Annotated in this window: 15 protein-coding genes and 1 tRNA gene; 10 read left to right on the top strand and 6 right to left on the bottom strand. The window is 69.2% G+C overall.

The features are described from left to right. Positions 1 to 5: 5 nt before the first annotated feature. Both ACWIDZ_RS08655 and ACWIDZ_RS08650 read right to left on the bottom strand, forming a co-directional pair. Positions 6 to 671, bottom strand: coding sequence for a hypothetical protein (locus tag ACWIDZ_RS08655; RefSeq protein WP_453987892.1), 666 nt, complete (start codon positions 669 to 671; stop codon positions 6 to 8). Positions 672 to 1,097: 426 nt separating this feature from the next. Further along, positions 1,098 to 1,174 (bottom strand) — tRNA-Arg (locus ACWIDZ_RS08650). 136 nt (positions 1,175 to 1,310) lie between these two features. Between ACWIDZ_RS08650 and ACWIDZ_RS08645 the strand changes: the two genes are divergently transcribed. After that, a complete protein-coding gene (locus ACWIDZ_RS08645) occupies positions 1,311 to 2,597 on the top strand; it encodes a hypothetical protein (RefSeq protein WP_453987893.1) in 1,287 nt (428 codons plus the stop codon). A gap of 69 nt (positions 2,598 to 2,666) precedes the next feature. Next, positions 2,667 to 2,972, top strand: coding sequence for a hypothetical protein (locus ACWIDZ_RS08640; RefSeq protein WP_312218205.1), 306 nt, complete (start codon positions 2,667 to 2,669; stop codon positions 2,970 to 2,972). Between the two features lie 31 nt (positions 2,973 to 3,003). Here the strand turns inward: ACWIDZ_RS08640 and ACWIDZ_RS08635 are convergent, their stop codons facing one another. Further along, positions 3,004 to 3,636, bottom strand: a complete 633-nt coding sequence (locus ACWIDZ_RS08635) for a TlpA family protein disulfide reductase (RefSeq protein ID WP_453987894.1) — start codon at positions 3,634 to 3,636, stop codon at positions 3,004 to 3,006. Between ACWIDZ_RS08635 and argH the strand changes: the two genes are divergently transcribed. The 3 genes from argH to lysA are packed head-to-tail and all read left to right on the top strand — an operon-like array spanning position 3,635 to position 6,616. Continuing rightward, a complete protein-coding gene (argH, locus tag ACWIDZ_RS08630; RefSeq protein ID WP_453987895.1) occupies positions 3,635 to 5,065 on the top strand; it encodes an argininosuccinate lyase in 1,431 nt (476 codons plus the stop codon). The two genes, ACWIDZ_RS08635 and argH, sit on opposite strands and share 2 nt — an antisense overlap. Then, complete coding sequence (gene lptM / locus ACWIDZ_RS08625; RefSeq protein WP_046652811.1) at positions 5,062 to 5,298, top strand: LPS translocon maturation chaperone LptM; 237 nt, start codon at positions 5,062 to 5,064, stop codon at positions 5,296 to 5,298. Before argH ends, lptM begins: the two co-directional genes overlap by 4 nt. Positions 5,299 to 5,335: 37 nt before the next feature. After that, a complete protein-coding gene (lysA, locus tag ACWIDZ_RS08620) occupies positions 5,336 to 6,616 on the top strand; it encodes a diaminopimelate decarboxylase (protein ID WP_453987896.1) in 1,281 nt (426 codons plus the stop codon). On the opposite strand, the gene ACWIDZ_RS08615 is transcribed toward lysA, so the two are convergent. After that, positions 6,613 to 7,152 (bottom strand): phosphoribosyltransferase, encoded by a 540-nt coding sequence (locus ACWIDZ_RS08615; protein ID WP_453987897.1) that lies wholly within the window; start codon positions 7,150 to 7,152, stop codon positions 6,613 to 6,615. The two genes, lysA and ACWIDZ_RS08615, sit on opposite strands and share 4 nt — an antisense overlap. 68 nt (positions 7,153 to 7,220) lie before the next feature. Beyond that, positions 7,221 to 8,021, bottom strand: coding sequence for an MJ0042-type zinc finger domain-containing protein (locus ACWIDZ_RS08610; protein WP_291782894.1), 801 nt, complete (start codon positions 8,019 to 8,021; stop codon positions 7,221 to 7,223). A gap of 69 nt (positions 8,022 to 8,090) precedes the next feature. Here ACWIDZ_RS08610 and ACWIDZ_RS08605 point away from each other — a divergent pair, with 69 nt between their 5' ends. Genes ACWIDZ_RS08605 through ACWIDZ_RS08585 form a run of 5 tightly spaced genes read left to right on the top strand, consistent with a single transcriptional unit; the run spans position 8,091 to position 11,949 of the window. Then, a complete protein-coding gene (locus tag ACWIDZ_RS08605; protein WP_452111084.1) occupies positions 8,091 to 8,834 on the top strand; it encodes a cell division ATP-binding protein FtsE in 744 nt (247 codons plus the stop codon). Beyond that, positions 8,831 to 9,712 (top strand): cell division protein FtsX, encoded by an 882-nt coding sequence (locus ACWIDZ_RS08600; protein ID WP_452111085.1) that lies wholly within the window; start codon positions 8,831 to 8,833, stop codon positions 9,710 to 9,712. The genes ACWIDZ_RS08605 and ACWIDZ_RS08600 overlap by 4 nt, the downstream gene beginning before the upstream one ends. 10 nt (positions 9,713 to 9,722) lie before the next feature. Beyond that, positions 9,723 to 10,358, top strand: a complete 636-nt coding sequence (locus tag ACWIDZ_RS08595) for a YdcF family protein (protein ID WP_346519824.1) — start codon at positions 9,723 to 9,725, stop codon at positions 10,356 to 10,358. 34 nt (positions 10,359 to 10,392) lie between these two features. Continuing rightward, positions 10,393 to 11,106 carry a lysophospholipid acyltransferase family protein gene (locus ACWIDZ_RS08590; RefSeq protein WP_453987898.1) on the top strand — a complete coding sequence of 238 codons (714 nt, stop codon included), beginning with the start codon at positions 10,393 to 10,395 and terminating at the stop codon, positions 11,104 to 11,106. A gap of 51 nt (positions 11,107 to 11,157) precedes the next feature. Continuing rightward, positions 11,158 to 11,949, top strand: a complete 792-nt coding sequence (locus ACWIDZ_RS08585; protein ID WP_346519820.1) for a MipA/OmpV family protein — start codon at positions 11,158 to 11,160, stop codon at positions 11,947 to 11,949. A 4-nt stretch (positions 11,950 to 11,953) separates the two neighbouring features. On the opposite strand, the gene hisC is transcribed toward ACWIDZ_RS08585, so the two are convergent. Beyond that, a complete protein-coding gene (gene hisC, locus ACWIDZ_RS08580) occupies positions 11,954 to 13,069 on the bottom strand; it encodes a histidinol-phosphate transaminase (protein WP_453987899.1) in 1,116 nt (371 codons plus the stop codon). Positions 13,070 to 13,107 lie beyond the last annotated feature (38 nt).

Raw genomic sequence — 13,107 nt, 5'->3', positions numbered from 1 at the left:
TCGGGTCACCAGCCAGCTTGTAGGGCGCGCTCCGCGCGTTTCAGCGCGGCCGCATGGCGTTCGACCCAACCTGTAGGGAGGTCGAGTTCAAGACTGAGGCTGTGAATGCCGGTCTTGGGCACGCCCGAAAACAGGTTGCTTAACATGGTCGGCACCCGCTCGAGCTGAGTAAGGAAACGCCCACCGATGCCTACCATCAACTCTCGGACCTCCTCGAACGCCGTAGGAACCACGGCAAAGCGAACCTTCTCTTCCCAAAGGATCAGTTGCTCGCAAAGGTCGGCGAACAACTCACAGGCGCGCAGAATTTTTAAGTCGGAACCTGAGACCCCGGGCTCTCCCCAAGCATCCGCAAAGACCTCATTGATCAGGCCTCCAAACGCGGTTGAGAAGCGGCCCATCTCCGCGAAATGGGCCGAGTGCCATTGGATGAAGGCATCTTCCGAGATGATCTGCGAAGGACGGGTATAGAGGCCCCGATCAAGATGTCGCCAACGAACGAGCACCGGCTCAGCAAGCGCACGCAGAAGCTCTGCAGTCAGCTTGTACTCCCAGTAGTCTGGGCGATCGAGAATGATTTGCTGCGCGAGATAACTGGCCTTTGCGAACGGTTCGAGGAGCCTTCCTCGAAAGCGCTCTCGCGCCAATGGGCGGACCAGAGACGCACCCATGTCACCGAACTACGCAAACGGGCGACGGAGGCGGAGGCCAAGCTTAACCGACTTTACGAGGCCATTGAGAACGGCATGCTGCCCCCGTCCGATGGCTCGTTGAAGGACCGAGTGGATGAACTGACCCGGATTCGGGATCAGGCTCGGATCGACGCGTAGCGGATCGTTTCTTCAATCGAGCGTGTCGCTCCGACCATCACCGCCGACAGCCTTCACCGCTTCGCGGCGGCGGCACGCCGCAAACTGAGGGACCGGGAGTGCGGGTATCGCCGTGACCACCTTCGCGCTCTGACTCAACGCGTGGAGGTCGTCAGCAAGACCGAAGCACGCATTATTGGCTCGCGGACAGATCTTCTGCGGGCCTTGGCGTCCAGTGATGACGGGAATTTCGCCGCCGTTGGCGGAGTTCTCGGCTTTAAACCGAAGTGGCGCACCCGACAGGATTCGAACCTGTGACCTCTGCCTTCGGAGGGCAGCACTCTATCCAGCTGAGCTACGGGTGCGTGCGCGGCGTTGAGGCCGGACGGCGGTGCTTACAGCATGGGCGAGGCGGTCTCAATCCCGAATCTGGCCGCGCCTTCCTTCTTGGCGCGGGGGCTCCGTCGGCCTAGCGTCGCGGATCGGGAAGAGGGAATTTCCATGCGCGCCATCACCTTCGCCGCCCTGGCCGGCGCTGTCGTTGTTCTGACCGGCTGCGCCGCGTTCCAGAAACAGGACGCCGACAGTCTGGACGACGTGGCGCGCGACTATGTCGCCCTGACGCTGGAGATCGGCGAGCGAGAGCCGGGCTATGTCGACGCCTATTACGGACCGGCCGAGTGGGCCGAAGCGGCCAAGGCCAATCCGCGCGCCCTGCCCCAACTGGCCGAAGGCGCGGCGGACCTGGCCCGACGCCTCGAGACGCTGCCGGAGCGGGGACTGGACGCCCAGAGCCGCCAGCGCCGCGCCTATCTCAAGGCCCATGTCTCGGCGGCCTCGGCGCGGCTGCGGATGCTGCAGGGCGAAACGCTGGGCTTCGCCGACGAGGCCGAGGCCCTGTTCGGCGTGCGGCCGGAACTGCGGCCGCTGTCGTCCTATGATCCGGTGCTGGCGCGCATCGACGCCATGGTCCCCGGCGAGGGACCTCTGGCCGAGCGGGTCGCCGCCTTCCGCGCCCGCTATGTGATCCCCAAGGACCGGCTGGATACGGTGATGCGCGCCGCCATCAAGGAGTGCAAGGCGCGCACCGAGCGTCATATCACCCTGCCTGCCGGCGAGACCTTCACGCTGGAGTTCGTCAACGACAAGCCGTGGTCCGGCTATAACTGGTTCAAGGGCGGCGGCTTCAGCCTGATCCAGGTGAACACCGACCTGCCCATCTATATCGACCGGGCGGTCGATCTGGGCTGTCACGAAGGCTACCCCGGCCACCACGTCTATAACGCCCTGCTGGAGCAGACCTTCGTCAAGGACAAGGGCTGGTTCGAGATGAGCGTCTATCCGCTGTTCAGCCCCATGTCCTTCATCGCCGAGGGCAGCGCCAACTACGGCATCGACCTGGCCTTCCCCGGCCATGAGCGCACCGAGTTCGAGGCGCGCGTCCTCTATCCGCTGGCGGGGCTGGACCCGGCGACGGCCGAGGCGCAGACGCAGCTACTGGCCCTGACGCGGGAGCTGGCGCGGGCGGAATACACGGTGGCCGACGACTATCTGGCCGGGCGCATCGACCGAGAGATGGCGCTGAACCAGCTGCAGAAATACAACCTCGTCGCGCGCGACCGGGCGGCGCAGCGGCTGAGCTTCATCGAGACCTACCGCTCCTATGTCATCAACTACGGCCTGGGCCGCGACATGGTGCAGGCCTGGGTCGAGCGGCAGGGGCCGAACCACTGGAAGACGACGGAGCGTCTGCTGGCCAGCCAGACCCTTCCGGTCGACCTCGACTGACCCGGTTCGCAACCGCAGCGGGTCAGCGGCGTTAAGGCCAAGGTTCAAATTTCAGAGGGGCTATCACCCATGCGTATCCGCACCCTGACCATCGCCGCCGCCTCGGTCCTGGCGCTCGGCGCCGCCGCCTGCACCCAGGCCGAGCAGAACAAGGCCGAGGCCAACGCCGAAGCCGCCGGCGACAAGGCCGCCGACGTCGCCGCCCAGACGGGCGAAGTCGTCGAATCCGGCGCCATGAAGGCCGCTCAGGCGGTCGAGGAAGGCGCCGGCAAGGTCGCCGACAAGCTGGAAGACAAGCAGGCCCAGGCCGCCGCCGAAGGCCGCCCCGGCGCCGTCGACCCGGCCACCGACCAGCGCGTCCCGGCCAAGAACTGATCCAATCCCTTCTCCCCTTGTGGGAGAAGGGTCACTGGTCTGCCAAAAGGTCGTCGATCAGCGCCCGAGCCTCGGGACTGGCCCAGTCGGCCTCGCCGACCAGGACGGCGCGAACCTGCCCCTGGCGATCCAGCACCATCGTCTGGGGCATGGCGCCCTTGCCCGAAAATTCGAAGGCCAGCTGGAACTTCGGGTCGATGTAGAACTGCAGCGGCGCATGGTCGGCGATGAAGGCGCGCGCCTCGTCAGCCGTCTTTTCCGCGTCCATGCTGATGGCCGCCACGGCGAAGTCGTCGCGTTCCTTATAGTGATCGGCCAGCGCGGCCAGGGTCGGCATCTCGATCCGGCACGGCGCGCACCAGGTGGCCCACAGGTTCACCACTGTCACCTTGCCCGCGAAATCGGCGAAGCGGACCTCCCGTCCGGCCGCGTCACGGAAGGCGTAGTCGGTGGCCGGGGCGGGCGGCGGCGCCTGCAGGCGGGCGAGGGAGCCCCGCGCATACGCGATCAGGCGGGTGCTCGGCTGTTTCGATGCAGCCGCAACGGGCGCCGAGTCTTTGCGCCCCTTATGATGATTGACGTATAGCAACGCCGCGCCCACGCCGATCACGCTGATCAGGGCGAACGTCGCCACGCCCGCCCAAGTCCGTCCAGAGCCGCTCATGTCTGATACGCCTTCCAAACCACAGTCTGACAATTCCCCTTCGAAGGGGTCTGAGGGGCAGTCTCTATGGGGCGGGCGCTTCAGCGCCAAGCCCGCCGACATCATGCAGGCCATCAACGTCTCCATCGGCGTCGACAAACGCCTGTGGGCGCAGGACCTGGCCGGTTCGCGGGCCCATTGTCGCATGCTGGAGAAGCAGGGAATCATCGCCGCCGCCGACGCGCAGGCCATTCTGGGCGGGCTGGACGTCATCGAGGGCGAGATCAAGGACGGGACCTTCCCCTTCCGTGACGCCTATGAAGACATCCACATGAACGTCGAGGCCCGCCTGTCGGAGCTGATCGGCGAGCCTTCGGGGCGCCTGCACACGGCGCGCAGCCGCAACGATCAGGTGGCGACGGACTTCCGCCTGTGGGTGCGCGACGCCTGCGACCGCACCGTGGCGCAACTGAAGGACCTGCAGCGGACCCTGCTGGACCGGGCGGAACAGCACGCGGGCGACCTGATGCCGGGCTTCACCCATCTGCAGACGGCCCAGCCGGTGACCTTCGGCCACCACCTGATGGCCTATGTCGAGATGTTCGGCCGCGACGCCGGGCGCTTCGCCGACGCCCGCGTGCGCATGAACGAGAACCCGCTGGGCGCCGCGGCGCTGGCCGGTTCGCCCTTCCCCATCGACCGTCACATGACGGCGCAGGCGCTGGGCTTCGACCGCCCGATGGCCAACTCGCTCGACGCCGTGTCGGACCGCGACTTCGCGCTGGAAAGCCTGGCCGCCGCCTCGATCGCGGCAGGCCACCTGTCGCGACTGGCCGAAGAGATCGTCGTGTGGATGACGCCGATGTTCGGCTTCGCCACCCTGCCCGACGACCTGACCACCGGCTCGTCCATCATGCCGCAGAAGCGCAACCCCGACGCCGCCGAGCTGGTGCGCGCCAAGACGGGCCGCATCAACGGCGCCCTGATCGCCCTGACCACGGTGATGAAGGGCCTGCCGCTGGCCTATTCCAAGGACATGCAGGAGGACAAGCCGCCGGTGTTCGAGGCCTTCGACGCGCTCGACCTGGCGCTGACGGCCATGACCGCCATGGTCGCCGTGATCCGCCCTAACACCGAAAAGATGGCCGCCGCCGCCGGCGCAGGCTTCTCGACCGCCACCGACCTGGCCGACTGGCTGGTGCGCGAACTGAACCTGCCCTTCCGCCAGGCGCACCACGTCACCGGCGCCGCCGTGAAGCGGGCCGAGGCGCTGGGCCTGGGTCTGGGCGAATTGCCGCTGACGGAATTGCAGGCCCTGGATGGCCGGATCACCGAAGGCGTGTATGAAGTGCTGACGCCCGAAGCCTCCTGCGCCAGCCGCCAGAGCTTCGGCGGCACGGCGCCGGAACAGGTCCGCGCGCGCATCGCCGACTGGAGAAGCCGCCTGTGAAAAAGACCCTGATCCTGGCGGGCGCCGCCGCCCTTCTGCTCTCGGCTTGCGGCCGCATGGCCGATCTGGAGCCGCCGCAGGGCGCCACGCCGAAGAAGCAGACCGAGCGCGCCATCCGCGACCGCTCGGCCGAGCACTTGCCGGAACCGGCGATGCAGAACCTGCCGCCGCGCCAGATGCCGATCGACAACGGCACGTCCGACCCGTTCGGCAAGCCGCCGCCGATGAACTGAGCCTTCGCGCTCCTCTCTCTGACTGGACTCCCCGCCGGTGCACTATTTCGATCTCAAGGACGGCGTCCTGCATGCCGAGGGCGTCTCTCTGGAGACGCTGGCGGACAGCGTCGGCACGCCGACCTATGTCTATTCCTCGGCCACCCTGCGCCGCCATTACGGTCTGCTGCGCGAGGCGTGCGACGCGCATAGGAGCGCGCTGGGCGAGGCCCTGATCGCCTTCGCGGTCAAGGCCAACTCCAACCTGTCCGTGCTGGCGACGCTGGCCAAGTTGGGCTGCGGCGCCGACACCGTGTCCGAAGGCGAGATCCGCCGCGCCCTGGCGGTCGGCATTCCGGGCGAACGCATCATCTTCTCGGGCGTGGGCAAGACCGACGCCGAACTGGCCTTCGCCATCGAACAGGGCGTGCGCCAGATCAACGTCGAGTCCTCGGCCGAACTGGACCGGCTGATCGCCGTCGCCGCCGAGAAGTCGGCGTCTCCAGCCATCGCCATTCGGGTCAATCCGAAGATCGGCGCAGGCGGCCACGCCAAGATCACCACCGGCGGGGCCGGCGACAAATTCGGCGTCCCGGTCGAGGAGGCGATGGCGCTGTACGCTCGCGCCTCGGTCTCGCCCCACGTCACGCCCGTGGGGCTGGCCTGCCACATCGGCAGCCAGATCACGGACCTGAGCCCGCTGGAGGCCGCCTTCCGCGTGCTGCGCCAGATGACGGAGGACCTGCGCGCCGAGGGGCACAGCGTCACCCGCCTCGACCTCGGCGGCGGACTGGGCGTGCCCTATTACGGCGAGGCGGCGACGCCCGCTCCGGCCGAATACGTCGCCATGGCCGCGCGCGTGCTGGATGGCCTGAACGTCGAGGCCGCCTTCGAGCCCGGCCGCCTGATGGCCGCCAATGCGGGCGTGCTGCTGAGCCGCGTCATCCAGGTCAATGAACGAACGGACGGCCGCCGCTTCCTGGTCCTGGACGCGGCGATGAACGATCTGATGCGCCCGGCCCTCTATGACGCCTTCCACGACCTGAAGCCGGTCCGTCCGGTCGCAGGCGAGGCGCTGCCTTACGACGTCGTCGGACCGGTCTGCGAGACAGGAGACACCTTCGCGCGCGACCGCGACCTGCCGCCGTTGAAGGCGGGCGACCTGGTCGTCTTCATGAGCGCCGGAGCCTATGGCGCGGTCATGAGCGGCGAATACAACACCCGTCCCCTGGCCGCCGAAGTCCTCGTCGACGGCGACCGCAGCGCGGTCGTCCGCCCGCGCCCGACCTATGACGAGATGTTCGCCCGCGAGCCGATGGCGGACTGGCTCCAGACCTAGTCCAGAGCGCAGATGTCCGGCAGCCCGCGCAGGCCGCCCGCGTGGTCCAGGCCGTAGCCGACCAGGAAGCGGTTCGGCGCCTCCCAGCCGACGAAGTCGGGCTCGGGCGCGCGGGGCTTGGGCCAAGGCTTGCGAGCAAAGACGCAGGTCAGCACCTCGGCGGCGCCCGCCTCCTTCGTGATCCGCACGGCTTCCGCCAGCGACAGGCCGGTGTCGAACACGTCGTCCAGGATCAGCACCTTTCGTCCTACCAGCGAGCGCTGATAGGGCGCGCGGACCTCGATACGGCCGCGGCTGGTCTGTTCGTCGCCGTAGGAGGCCAGCCACAGGGCGTCGAAGCGGACGTTGCGGCCTTCGCGCGCCAGGGCGCGGGTCAGGTCGGCGGCGAACCACAGGCCCCCGGTCAGCAGGACAGAGGCTACCGTCTCGTCATCGACATGGGGGGCGATGCGGCGCGCCAGATCGGCCACGACGGCCTCGATCTCGGCCTGGGACAGAAGAACCGTGGGGGCGGGCGTCGGTCGGGTGTCAGCCATGCCCCGGCGATACCCTTTTCGCACGGCCGGAGTCGAGAGGCGAAGCGGCTGGACGAAGGTCGAGGGGCTCAGCGGCGCAGGCCGCCGTCCTCGCGCACGGCGCTATCGGCCGCAGTCCTTGCGCGCGAGGTCGCAGAAGCCGACCCGGATGGCGCCTTGGCGGCGGGCCCGGGCGCTTGCTCGAGCAGATAGTCGACGCTCAACTTCGCCACCCGGCCTTGCGGATCGGGAATGACGACAGCGAAGCCCTGAACCTTCCCGGGCAGGATGGGCGGTCCGTCCAGGCGCACGATGCGGCGCGTCACCTCGACGCCCCCAGCATCCTTGAGGACGACCACCAGCGGCGGCGGGACGATTTCAATGTCGCGGATGTTGCGGAGCGCGCCCGAAACCAGGGTGCGGCCAGGGTCGTGCGGCGTGGTGCGGCCTCGCAGGGCCTCGACCTCCAGACCGACCGTGTTCACGTCCAGCCCCAGCGACCTGTAGACCCCCGCCGCCGACGGAAAGGCGCGGGCGATCTCCTCGCGGAACAGGACGGCCCCGGTCAGCAGGCCCAGCGCCACGGCCGCCGCCGCCGCCCAGGCCGCCCCGGCGGCCGCCGCCTGACGCACGCGACGCTTGCGCTCGGCCTTGGCGCGGAAGGCGCGCGGCAGTTCCGGCGCCGGGGTCTCGGCGAAGGTGTCGTAGCGGGGCGCGGCCTCGACCTCCTCGGTCGGGGCGGCTTCCGGCTCCAGCTCGAGAGGGGCGTCCTCAAGGGTCGCGCGCCAGTCGTGGCCGCACGCCTTGCAGCGCACGCGACGGCCGTTCGGACCGATCGCCTCGTCGGGAACGAAATAGCTAGTGGCGCAGGCGGGGCAGGTCAGTATCATGTCAGCTGACTGCGAGGCTTATCGCCCCCTCCTGTCGCGGCGCAACGCCCCGGTCCAATACGAAACTCGATGCCCGATCCGATCCGCCGCGCCGCCGACCCTGATTCCGCGCCTGACGCCGTCCGCCTCAGGGGCGTGGGCTTCGGCTATGCGGGCAGGCCCGCCGTGCTGCGGGACGTTAACCTTACTCTGCCAAACGGCTCTTTCCACTTCCTTACCGGACCCTCGGGCGCGGGCAAGTCCTCGCTGTTGCGGCTGCTGACGCTGGCCGCCCGACCGCAGGCGGGGCGAATCAGCCTGTTCGGCCAGGACGTGACCCAGTTGCCCCGACGCGAGGTTCCGGCGCTTCGCCGTCGCATGGGCGTCATCTTCCAGGACTTCCGCCTGCTGGATCATCTGTCGGCCTTCGACAATGCGGCCCTCCCGCTGCATCTGGCGGGCGAGCGTCCGGCCGAGTACGCCGCCGACGTGCAGGAAATGCTGCGCTGGGTCGGCCTGGGCGGGCGGCTGGACGCCCTGCCGCCGACGCTGTCGGGCGGAGAGAAGCAGCGGCTGGCCATCGCCCGCGCCGTGGTGGCGCGGCCGCGCCTGATCCTGGCCGACGAACCGACCGGCAGCGTCGACCGGCCGATGGGCGAGAAGCTGATGCGGCTGTTCCAGTCGCTGAACAGGCTGGGCGCCACGATCCTGATCGCCAGCCACGACGAGGCCCTGGCCGCGCGCAGCGGCGCCGCCGTGCTGCGGTTGGAAGGCGGGCGGCTGGAGCAGATCGCGCCCGCCGTCGCCCCGACCGCATCGGAGGATCAGACATGATCGGCCGCTTCGGCAGCGCCCAACCCGAACTTCTGCCGCGCGAGGCGGGCGGCGAACGCTGGCTGGTCGTGGTCATCGCCGTGTTGTGCTTCCTGGCTTCGATCGCCGCCGTCGGCGCCCTGGCCGCCGACCGGGCCGCGCACGGCTGGGCGCGTCAGCTGCGGGCCGAGGCGACCGTGCAGGTGCGCCCGCGCGTCGATGAAACCGGCCCCGCCGCCGCCGCGCGCGCCGCCGAGACCCTGGCCGGGGTCGACGGCGTGGCGGAGGCCCAGGCGATGGACCGCAAGGCCGCAGAGGCTCTGCTGCGTCCCTGGGTGGGCGAGGCGGCCCTGCCCGACCTGCCCCTGCCCTATCTGGTCATCGTCCATCTGGACCCGAAAGCGCCCGCCAGCGCGCCCAGCCTGAGCCGCGCCCTGGCCGAGGCCGGACTGGACGCCACCGTCGACGACCACAGCCTGTGGCGCGGCGAAGTCGAGCGTTCGGCGGGCCTGATCACGGCCCTGGCGGGGGCGGCCTTCCTGCTGATCGCGGCGGCGACGGCGGCGGCCATCGCCTACGCCACCCGCGCGGGCATGGCGGCCCAGGCGGCGGTGATCGAGACCTTGAGCCTGAACGGCGCCTCGGACGGCGCTGTCGCCTCCCTGTTCCAGAAGCGTTTCGGCCTGCTGGCCGCCGGGGCGGGGGCGGCGGGCGCCGGACTGGCGGCGCTGATGCTGGCCGCGCTGCGTCTGATCGGCGGCGAGGGCGGGTTGACGCCGGCCCTGCCGCTGGCTTGGCCGGACCTGCTGACGCTGGCCGCCTGTCCCCTGCTGGCGGGGGCGGTCGCGGTGCTGGCCGCACGCCTGACGGCGCTGGCGAAGCTGGGCGGGCGTCGCTAGTTAGTTAGGCATGAAGTTCCTGACGCTGATCGCCGTGGTGGCGCTGATGTGGCTGACGGGCCTGTTCGTCTTCGCCGAACGGGTGCGAGGACTGACGCCTGCGCCCGAGCCGGCGCGGGCCGACGCCATCGTCTCCCTGACCGGCCCCTCGGCCGAGCGGGTCAACGCCGCCGTCCGCCTGCTGGAGCAGGGCAAGGGCGACCGCCTGCTGATCTCGGGCGTCAACCGCGAGGTTCGCCGCAAGGAGCTGCGCGCCCTGACGCCGGGGTCGAAGAAGCTGTTCAACTGCTGCGTCGATCTGGGCTTCGAGGCCGAGAACACCGTCGGCAACGCCCAGGAGATCGCCGCCTGGGCGCGGTCCAAGGGCTATGACGACCTGATCGTCGTGACCTCCGACTATCATATGCCGCGCAGCCTGATGGAGATTCGCGGGGCCGCGCCCGGCGTGCGGCTGACGCCCTACGCCGTCTCCACGCCGTCGCTGGACACGCCGTCCTGGTGGCGCGCCACCGAGACCGCCCGGCGCATGACGCTGGAATACATGAAATACCTGGCAGTTCTCGGCCGCGAAGGGATGCATCGCCTGACCGGCCGCCACCCCGAGCGGCCCGCCGAAACGACCGCTCCACAGCCTGCCGTTCCCTAACGCTTCGCCCGTCCCCCTTCGCCAAGGCCGCCGCATGACGACCGTTCGATCCCTGCTCTTCACCCTGTGGCTGTATCTGTCGATGCCGCTGTTCGCGGTCGTCCTGTCGCCGGCGTTGCTGATGCCGCACAAGGCGGCCATGGGGGTGATCAAGCTGTGGGCGCGCTTCGTCCTGTTCGGCCTGCGCTGGATAGCGGGAATCAAGGTCGAGGTGCGCGGGCTGGAGCATCGCCCCTCCGGTCCGGCGCTGATCGCCGCCAAGCATCAGGGGATGCTGGACGTGGTCGCGCCCTTCGCCTTTCTGGACGATCCGTGCTTCGTCCTGAAGAAGGAGCTGATGCCCCTGCCCTTCTTCGGTTGGTTCGCCTGGAAGACGAAGATGATCGCCGTCGACCGCGCCGCCCACGCCAAGGCGCTGAAGGACATGGTGCGCCAGACCCGCGCCCGTCTGGCCGACGGCCGCCAGATCCTGATCTTCCCCGAAGGCACCCGCACGGCGCCCGGCGAGCCGGCGGACTACAAGCCGGGCGTGGCCGCCATCTATCGTGACGTAGACGCGCCCTGCTGGCCGGTCGCCACCAACTCGGGGGTGCGCTGGCCGGCGCATGGCTTCAAACGTTATCCGGGCACGGTCGTTTTCGAATTCCTGCCGCCTATTCCGGCCGGGCTGAAGCGCGCCGAGTTCATGAAGCAGTTGGAGAGCCGGATCGAAGGCGCCTCGATCGCCTTGTTGCCGCCCCAAACCTAGGCTTTGCAGGACGGGCCCCTATATCATCAGTTGTTGACCTGGGACCCGCTCATGATTTTCCGCTCTGCCTTCCGCCTCGCGCTCCTGACCGCCGCCTTCGCCGGCCTGCCCGCCGCCGCCCTGGCGCAGTCGCAGCCGTTCCAGCCGGTCGAGGCGCCGCAGACGTGGAAGGTCGATGTCGGCGGCGGCTTCGTGCGCGGCTTCAGCGTGTCGGGCGACAAGGCCGAAGACTTCAACTTCACCGCCTGGGGCTCGGCCTCCTATCGCGACATCGTCTACGCCAACGGCCTGGACGGCCTGGGCTGGAACGCCATCAAGCGCGACGGCTTCCATGCGGGCGTCCAGCTTCGCCCTCGTTTCGCGGCGGGCGATATCGACGGCATGGACCGGCCGGACCTGGGCGCCGACGCGGCGCTCTACGCCTTCAAGCGCCTGCCGGGGAACATCGTGGTCGGCGGCCGCATCCAGCATGACGCCACGGGCGACGACGCCGGACTGGAATACTACGGCTCGGTCAGCCACCAGCGCGTGACGCCCATCGGCCTGTTGCAGACCATGGCCTATATGCGCGGCGGCAGCGACGAGCGGGTCCAGCGCTATTACGGCGTCACCGCCCAGGAGGCGGCCAACACCGACTACGCCGCCTTCACGCCTTCGGGCGGCCTGTCGGCGGCGGGCGCGGCGGCCTTGCTGGCCGTGCCGATCGGCGACCGCTACGGCGTCGGCGCCTTCTTCAACTACGAACAGCGCCTGGGCGACATCAAGGACAGCCCCCTGATCGAGGACGACCATGTCTGGCGCGCAGGCGTGATCGGCGTGGTCCGCTTCAACAGCGGCGACTGAGGCGTCAGCCCGCCGCGAACTCGCTGAGCGCGTCGATGACGGCGCGGTTCTGATCCTCGGTCCCGACCGTCACCCGCAGGCAGTCCGGCAGGCCATAGCTGGCCACGCCGCGCACGATGATCCCCCTGGACTGCAGATAGTCCTGCGCCGCCGAGGCCGGGCGCTTCGCATCCGGGAAGCGGATCAGGATGAAGTTGCCCGAGGCCGGGAACACCTCAAAGCTGAAGCCCTTGACGGCCTGGATCAGGCGCGGCCGCCACTCGGCCACCAGATCGCGCGAGGCCTTCTGGTGCGCTTCGTCGCCCAACGCCGCGATGGCCGCCTCGATCCCCGGCAGGGAGACGTTGAACGGCAGGCGGATGCGGTCGATGGCCTGTTCCACCGCCAGCGGCGCATAGCCGAAGCCGACGCGCAGGCCGCCCAGGCCGTGCAGCTTGGAGAAGGTGCGGGTGACGACGATGTTGGGCGCCGTGCGCGCCAGATCGAAGGCGCTTTCCCAGTCCGGCTCGGTGACAAACTCGGCGTAGGCTTCGTCAATCACCAGGATGACGTGGGGCGGCAGGCCCGCGTGCAGGCGGCGGATCTCCTCGCCCGTGGCGAAGCTGCCCGTCGGATTGGCCGGGTTCGACAGATAGACCAGCTTGGTCCGCTCATCGACCAGGCCCAGCATGGCGTCGACGTCGGCGCGGAAGTCCGGCTCAGCCGCCAGCCTGACCTGCGCCTGACAGGCGCGGGCCGAAATCTGATAGGCGACGAAGGCGTACTGGCTGGTGACGATGTTGTCGCCGGCCTCCAGATAAGTCTGGTTCAGCAGGGCGAAGACCTCGTCCGAGCCGTTGCCGAAGATCAGCCGCTCCGGCTCCAGTCCATGCGCCTCCGCCACGGCCGCGCGAAGGCGGTCGGCCCGACCGTCGGGGTAGAGGTGGATCGAGGCAACGGCGGCGGCGAAGGCCTCGCGCGCCTTTTCGCCCGCGCCCAGCGCGTTCTCGTTGGACGACAGCTTGATGGGCTTGGCCACCCCGGCGATGGCGCTCTTGCCGCCGACATAGGGGGCGATGTCCAGCACGCCGCGTTTGGGTTGAGGCGCGCCGCCGGACGGCGCCTGGTTCGCTTCGGTCATGCGCGCGTCATCCCCTGCCAGTCGAAGTATACAAGCCG

Source organism: Brevundimonas sp. NPDC055311, from assembly GCF_053645695.1.
This window is presented reverse-complemented; position numbering and strand designations above follow the sequence as displayed.

What these genes read in the sequence shown, in the direction of transcription:
- ACWIDZ_RS08640 (WP_312218205.1), top strand. Translation starts at nt 2,667, where the DNA reads ATGCGTATCCGCACCCTGACCATCGCCGCCGCCTCGGTCCTGGCGCTC.
- ACWIDZ_RS08645 (WP_453987893.1), top strand. Translation starts at nt 1,311, where the DNA reads ATGCGCGCCATCACCTTCGCCGCCCTGGCCGGCGCTGTCGTTGTTCTG.
- ACWIDZ_RS08615 (WP_453987897.1), bottom strand. Translation starts at nt 7,152, where the DNA reads ATGGCTGACACCCGACCGACGCCCGCCCCCACGGTTCTTCTGTCCCAG.
- ACWIDZ_RS08605 (WP_452111084.1), top strand. Translation starts at nt 8,091, where the DNA reads ATGCCCGATCCGATCCGCCGCGCCGCCGACCCTGATTCCGCGCCTGAC.
- ACWIDZ_RS08635 (WP_453987894.1), bottom strand. Translation starts at nt 3,636, where the DNA reads ATGAGCGGCTCTGGACGGACTTGGGCGGGCGTGGCGACGTTCGCCCTG.
- ACWIDZ_RS08585 (WP_346519820.1), top strand. Translation starts at nt 11,158, where the DNA reads ATGATTTTCCGCTCTGCCTTCCGCCTCGCGCTCCTGACCGCCGCCTTC.
- ACWIDZ_RS08590 (WP_453987898.1), top strand. Translation starts at nt 10,393, where the DNA reads ATGACGACCGTTCGATCCCTGCTCTTCACCCTGTGGCTGTATCTGTCG.
- ACWIDZ_RS08600 (WP_452111085.1), top strand. Translation starts at nt 8,831, where the DNA reads ATGATCGGCCGCTTCGGCAGCGCCCAACCCGAACTTCTGCCGCGCGAG.
- ACWIDZ_RS08595 (WP_346519824.1), top strand. Translation starts at nt 9,723, where the DNA reads ATGAAGTTCCTGACGCTGATCGCCGTGGTGGCGCTGATGTGGCTGACG.
- ACWIDZ_RS08610 (WP_291782894.1), bottom strand. Translation starts at nt 8,021, where the DNA reads ATGATACTGACCTGCCCCGCCTGCGCCACTAGCTATTTCGTTCCCGAC.
- ACWIDZ_RS08655 (WP_453987892.1), bottom strand. Translation starts at nt 671, where the DNA reads ATGGGTGCGTCTCTGGTCCGCCCATTGGCGCGAGAGCGCTTTCGAGGA.
- hisC (WP_453987899.1), bottom strand. Translation starts at nt 13,069, where the DNA reads ATGACCGAAGCGAACCAGGCGCCGTCCGGCGGCGCGCCTCAACCCAAA.
- argH (WP_453987895.1), top strand. Translation starts at nt 3,635, where the DNA reads ATGTCTGATACGCCTTCCAAACCACAGTCTGACAATTCCCCTTCGAAG.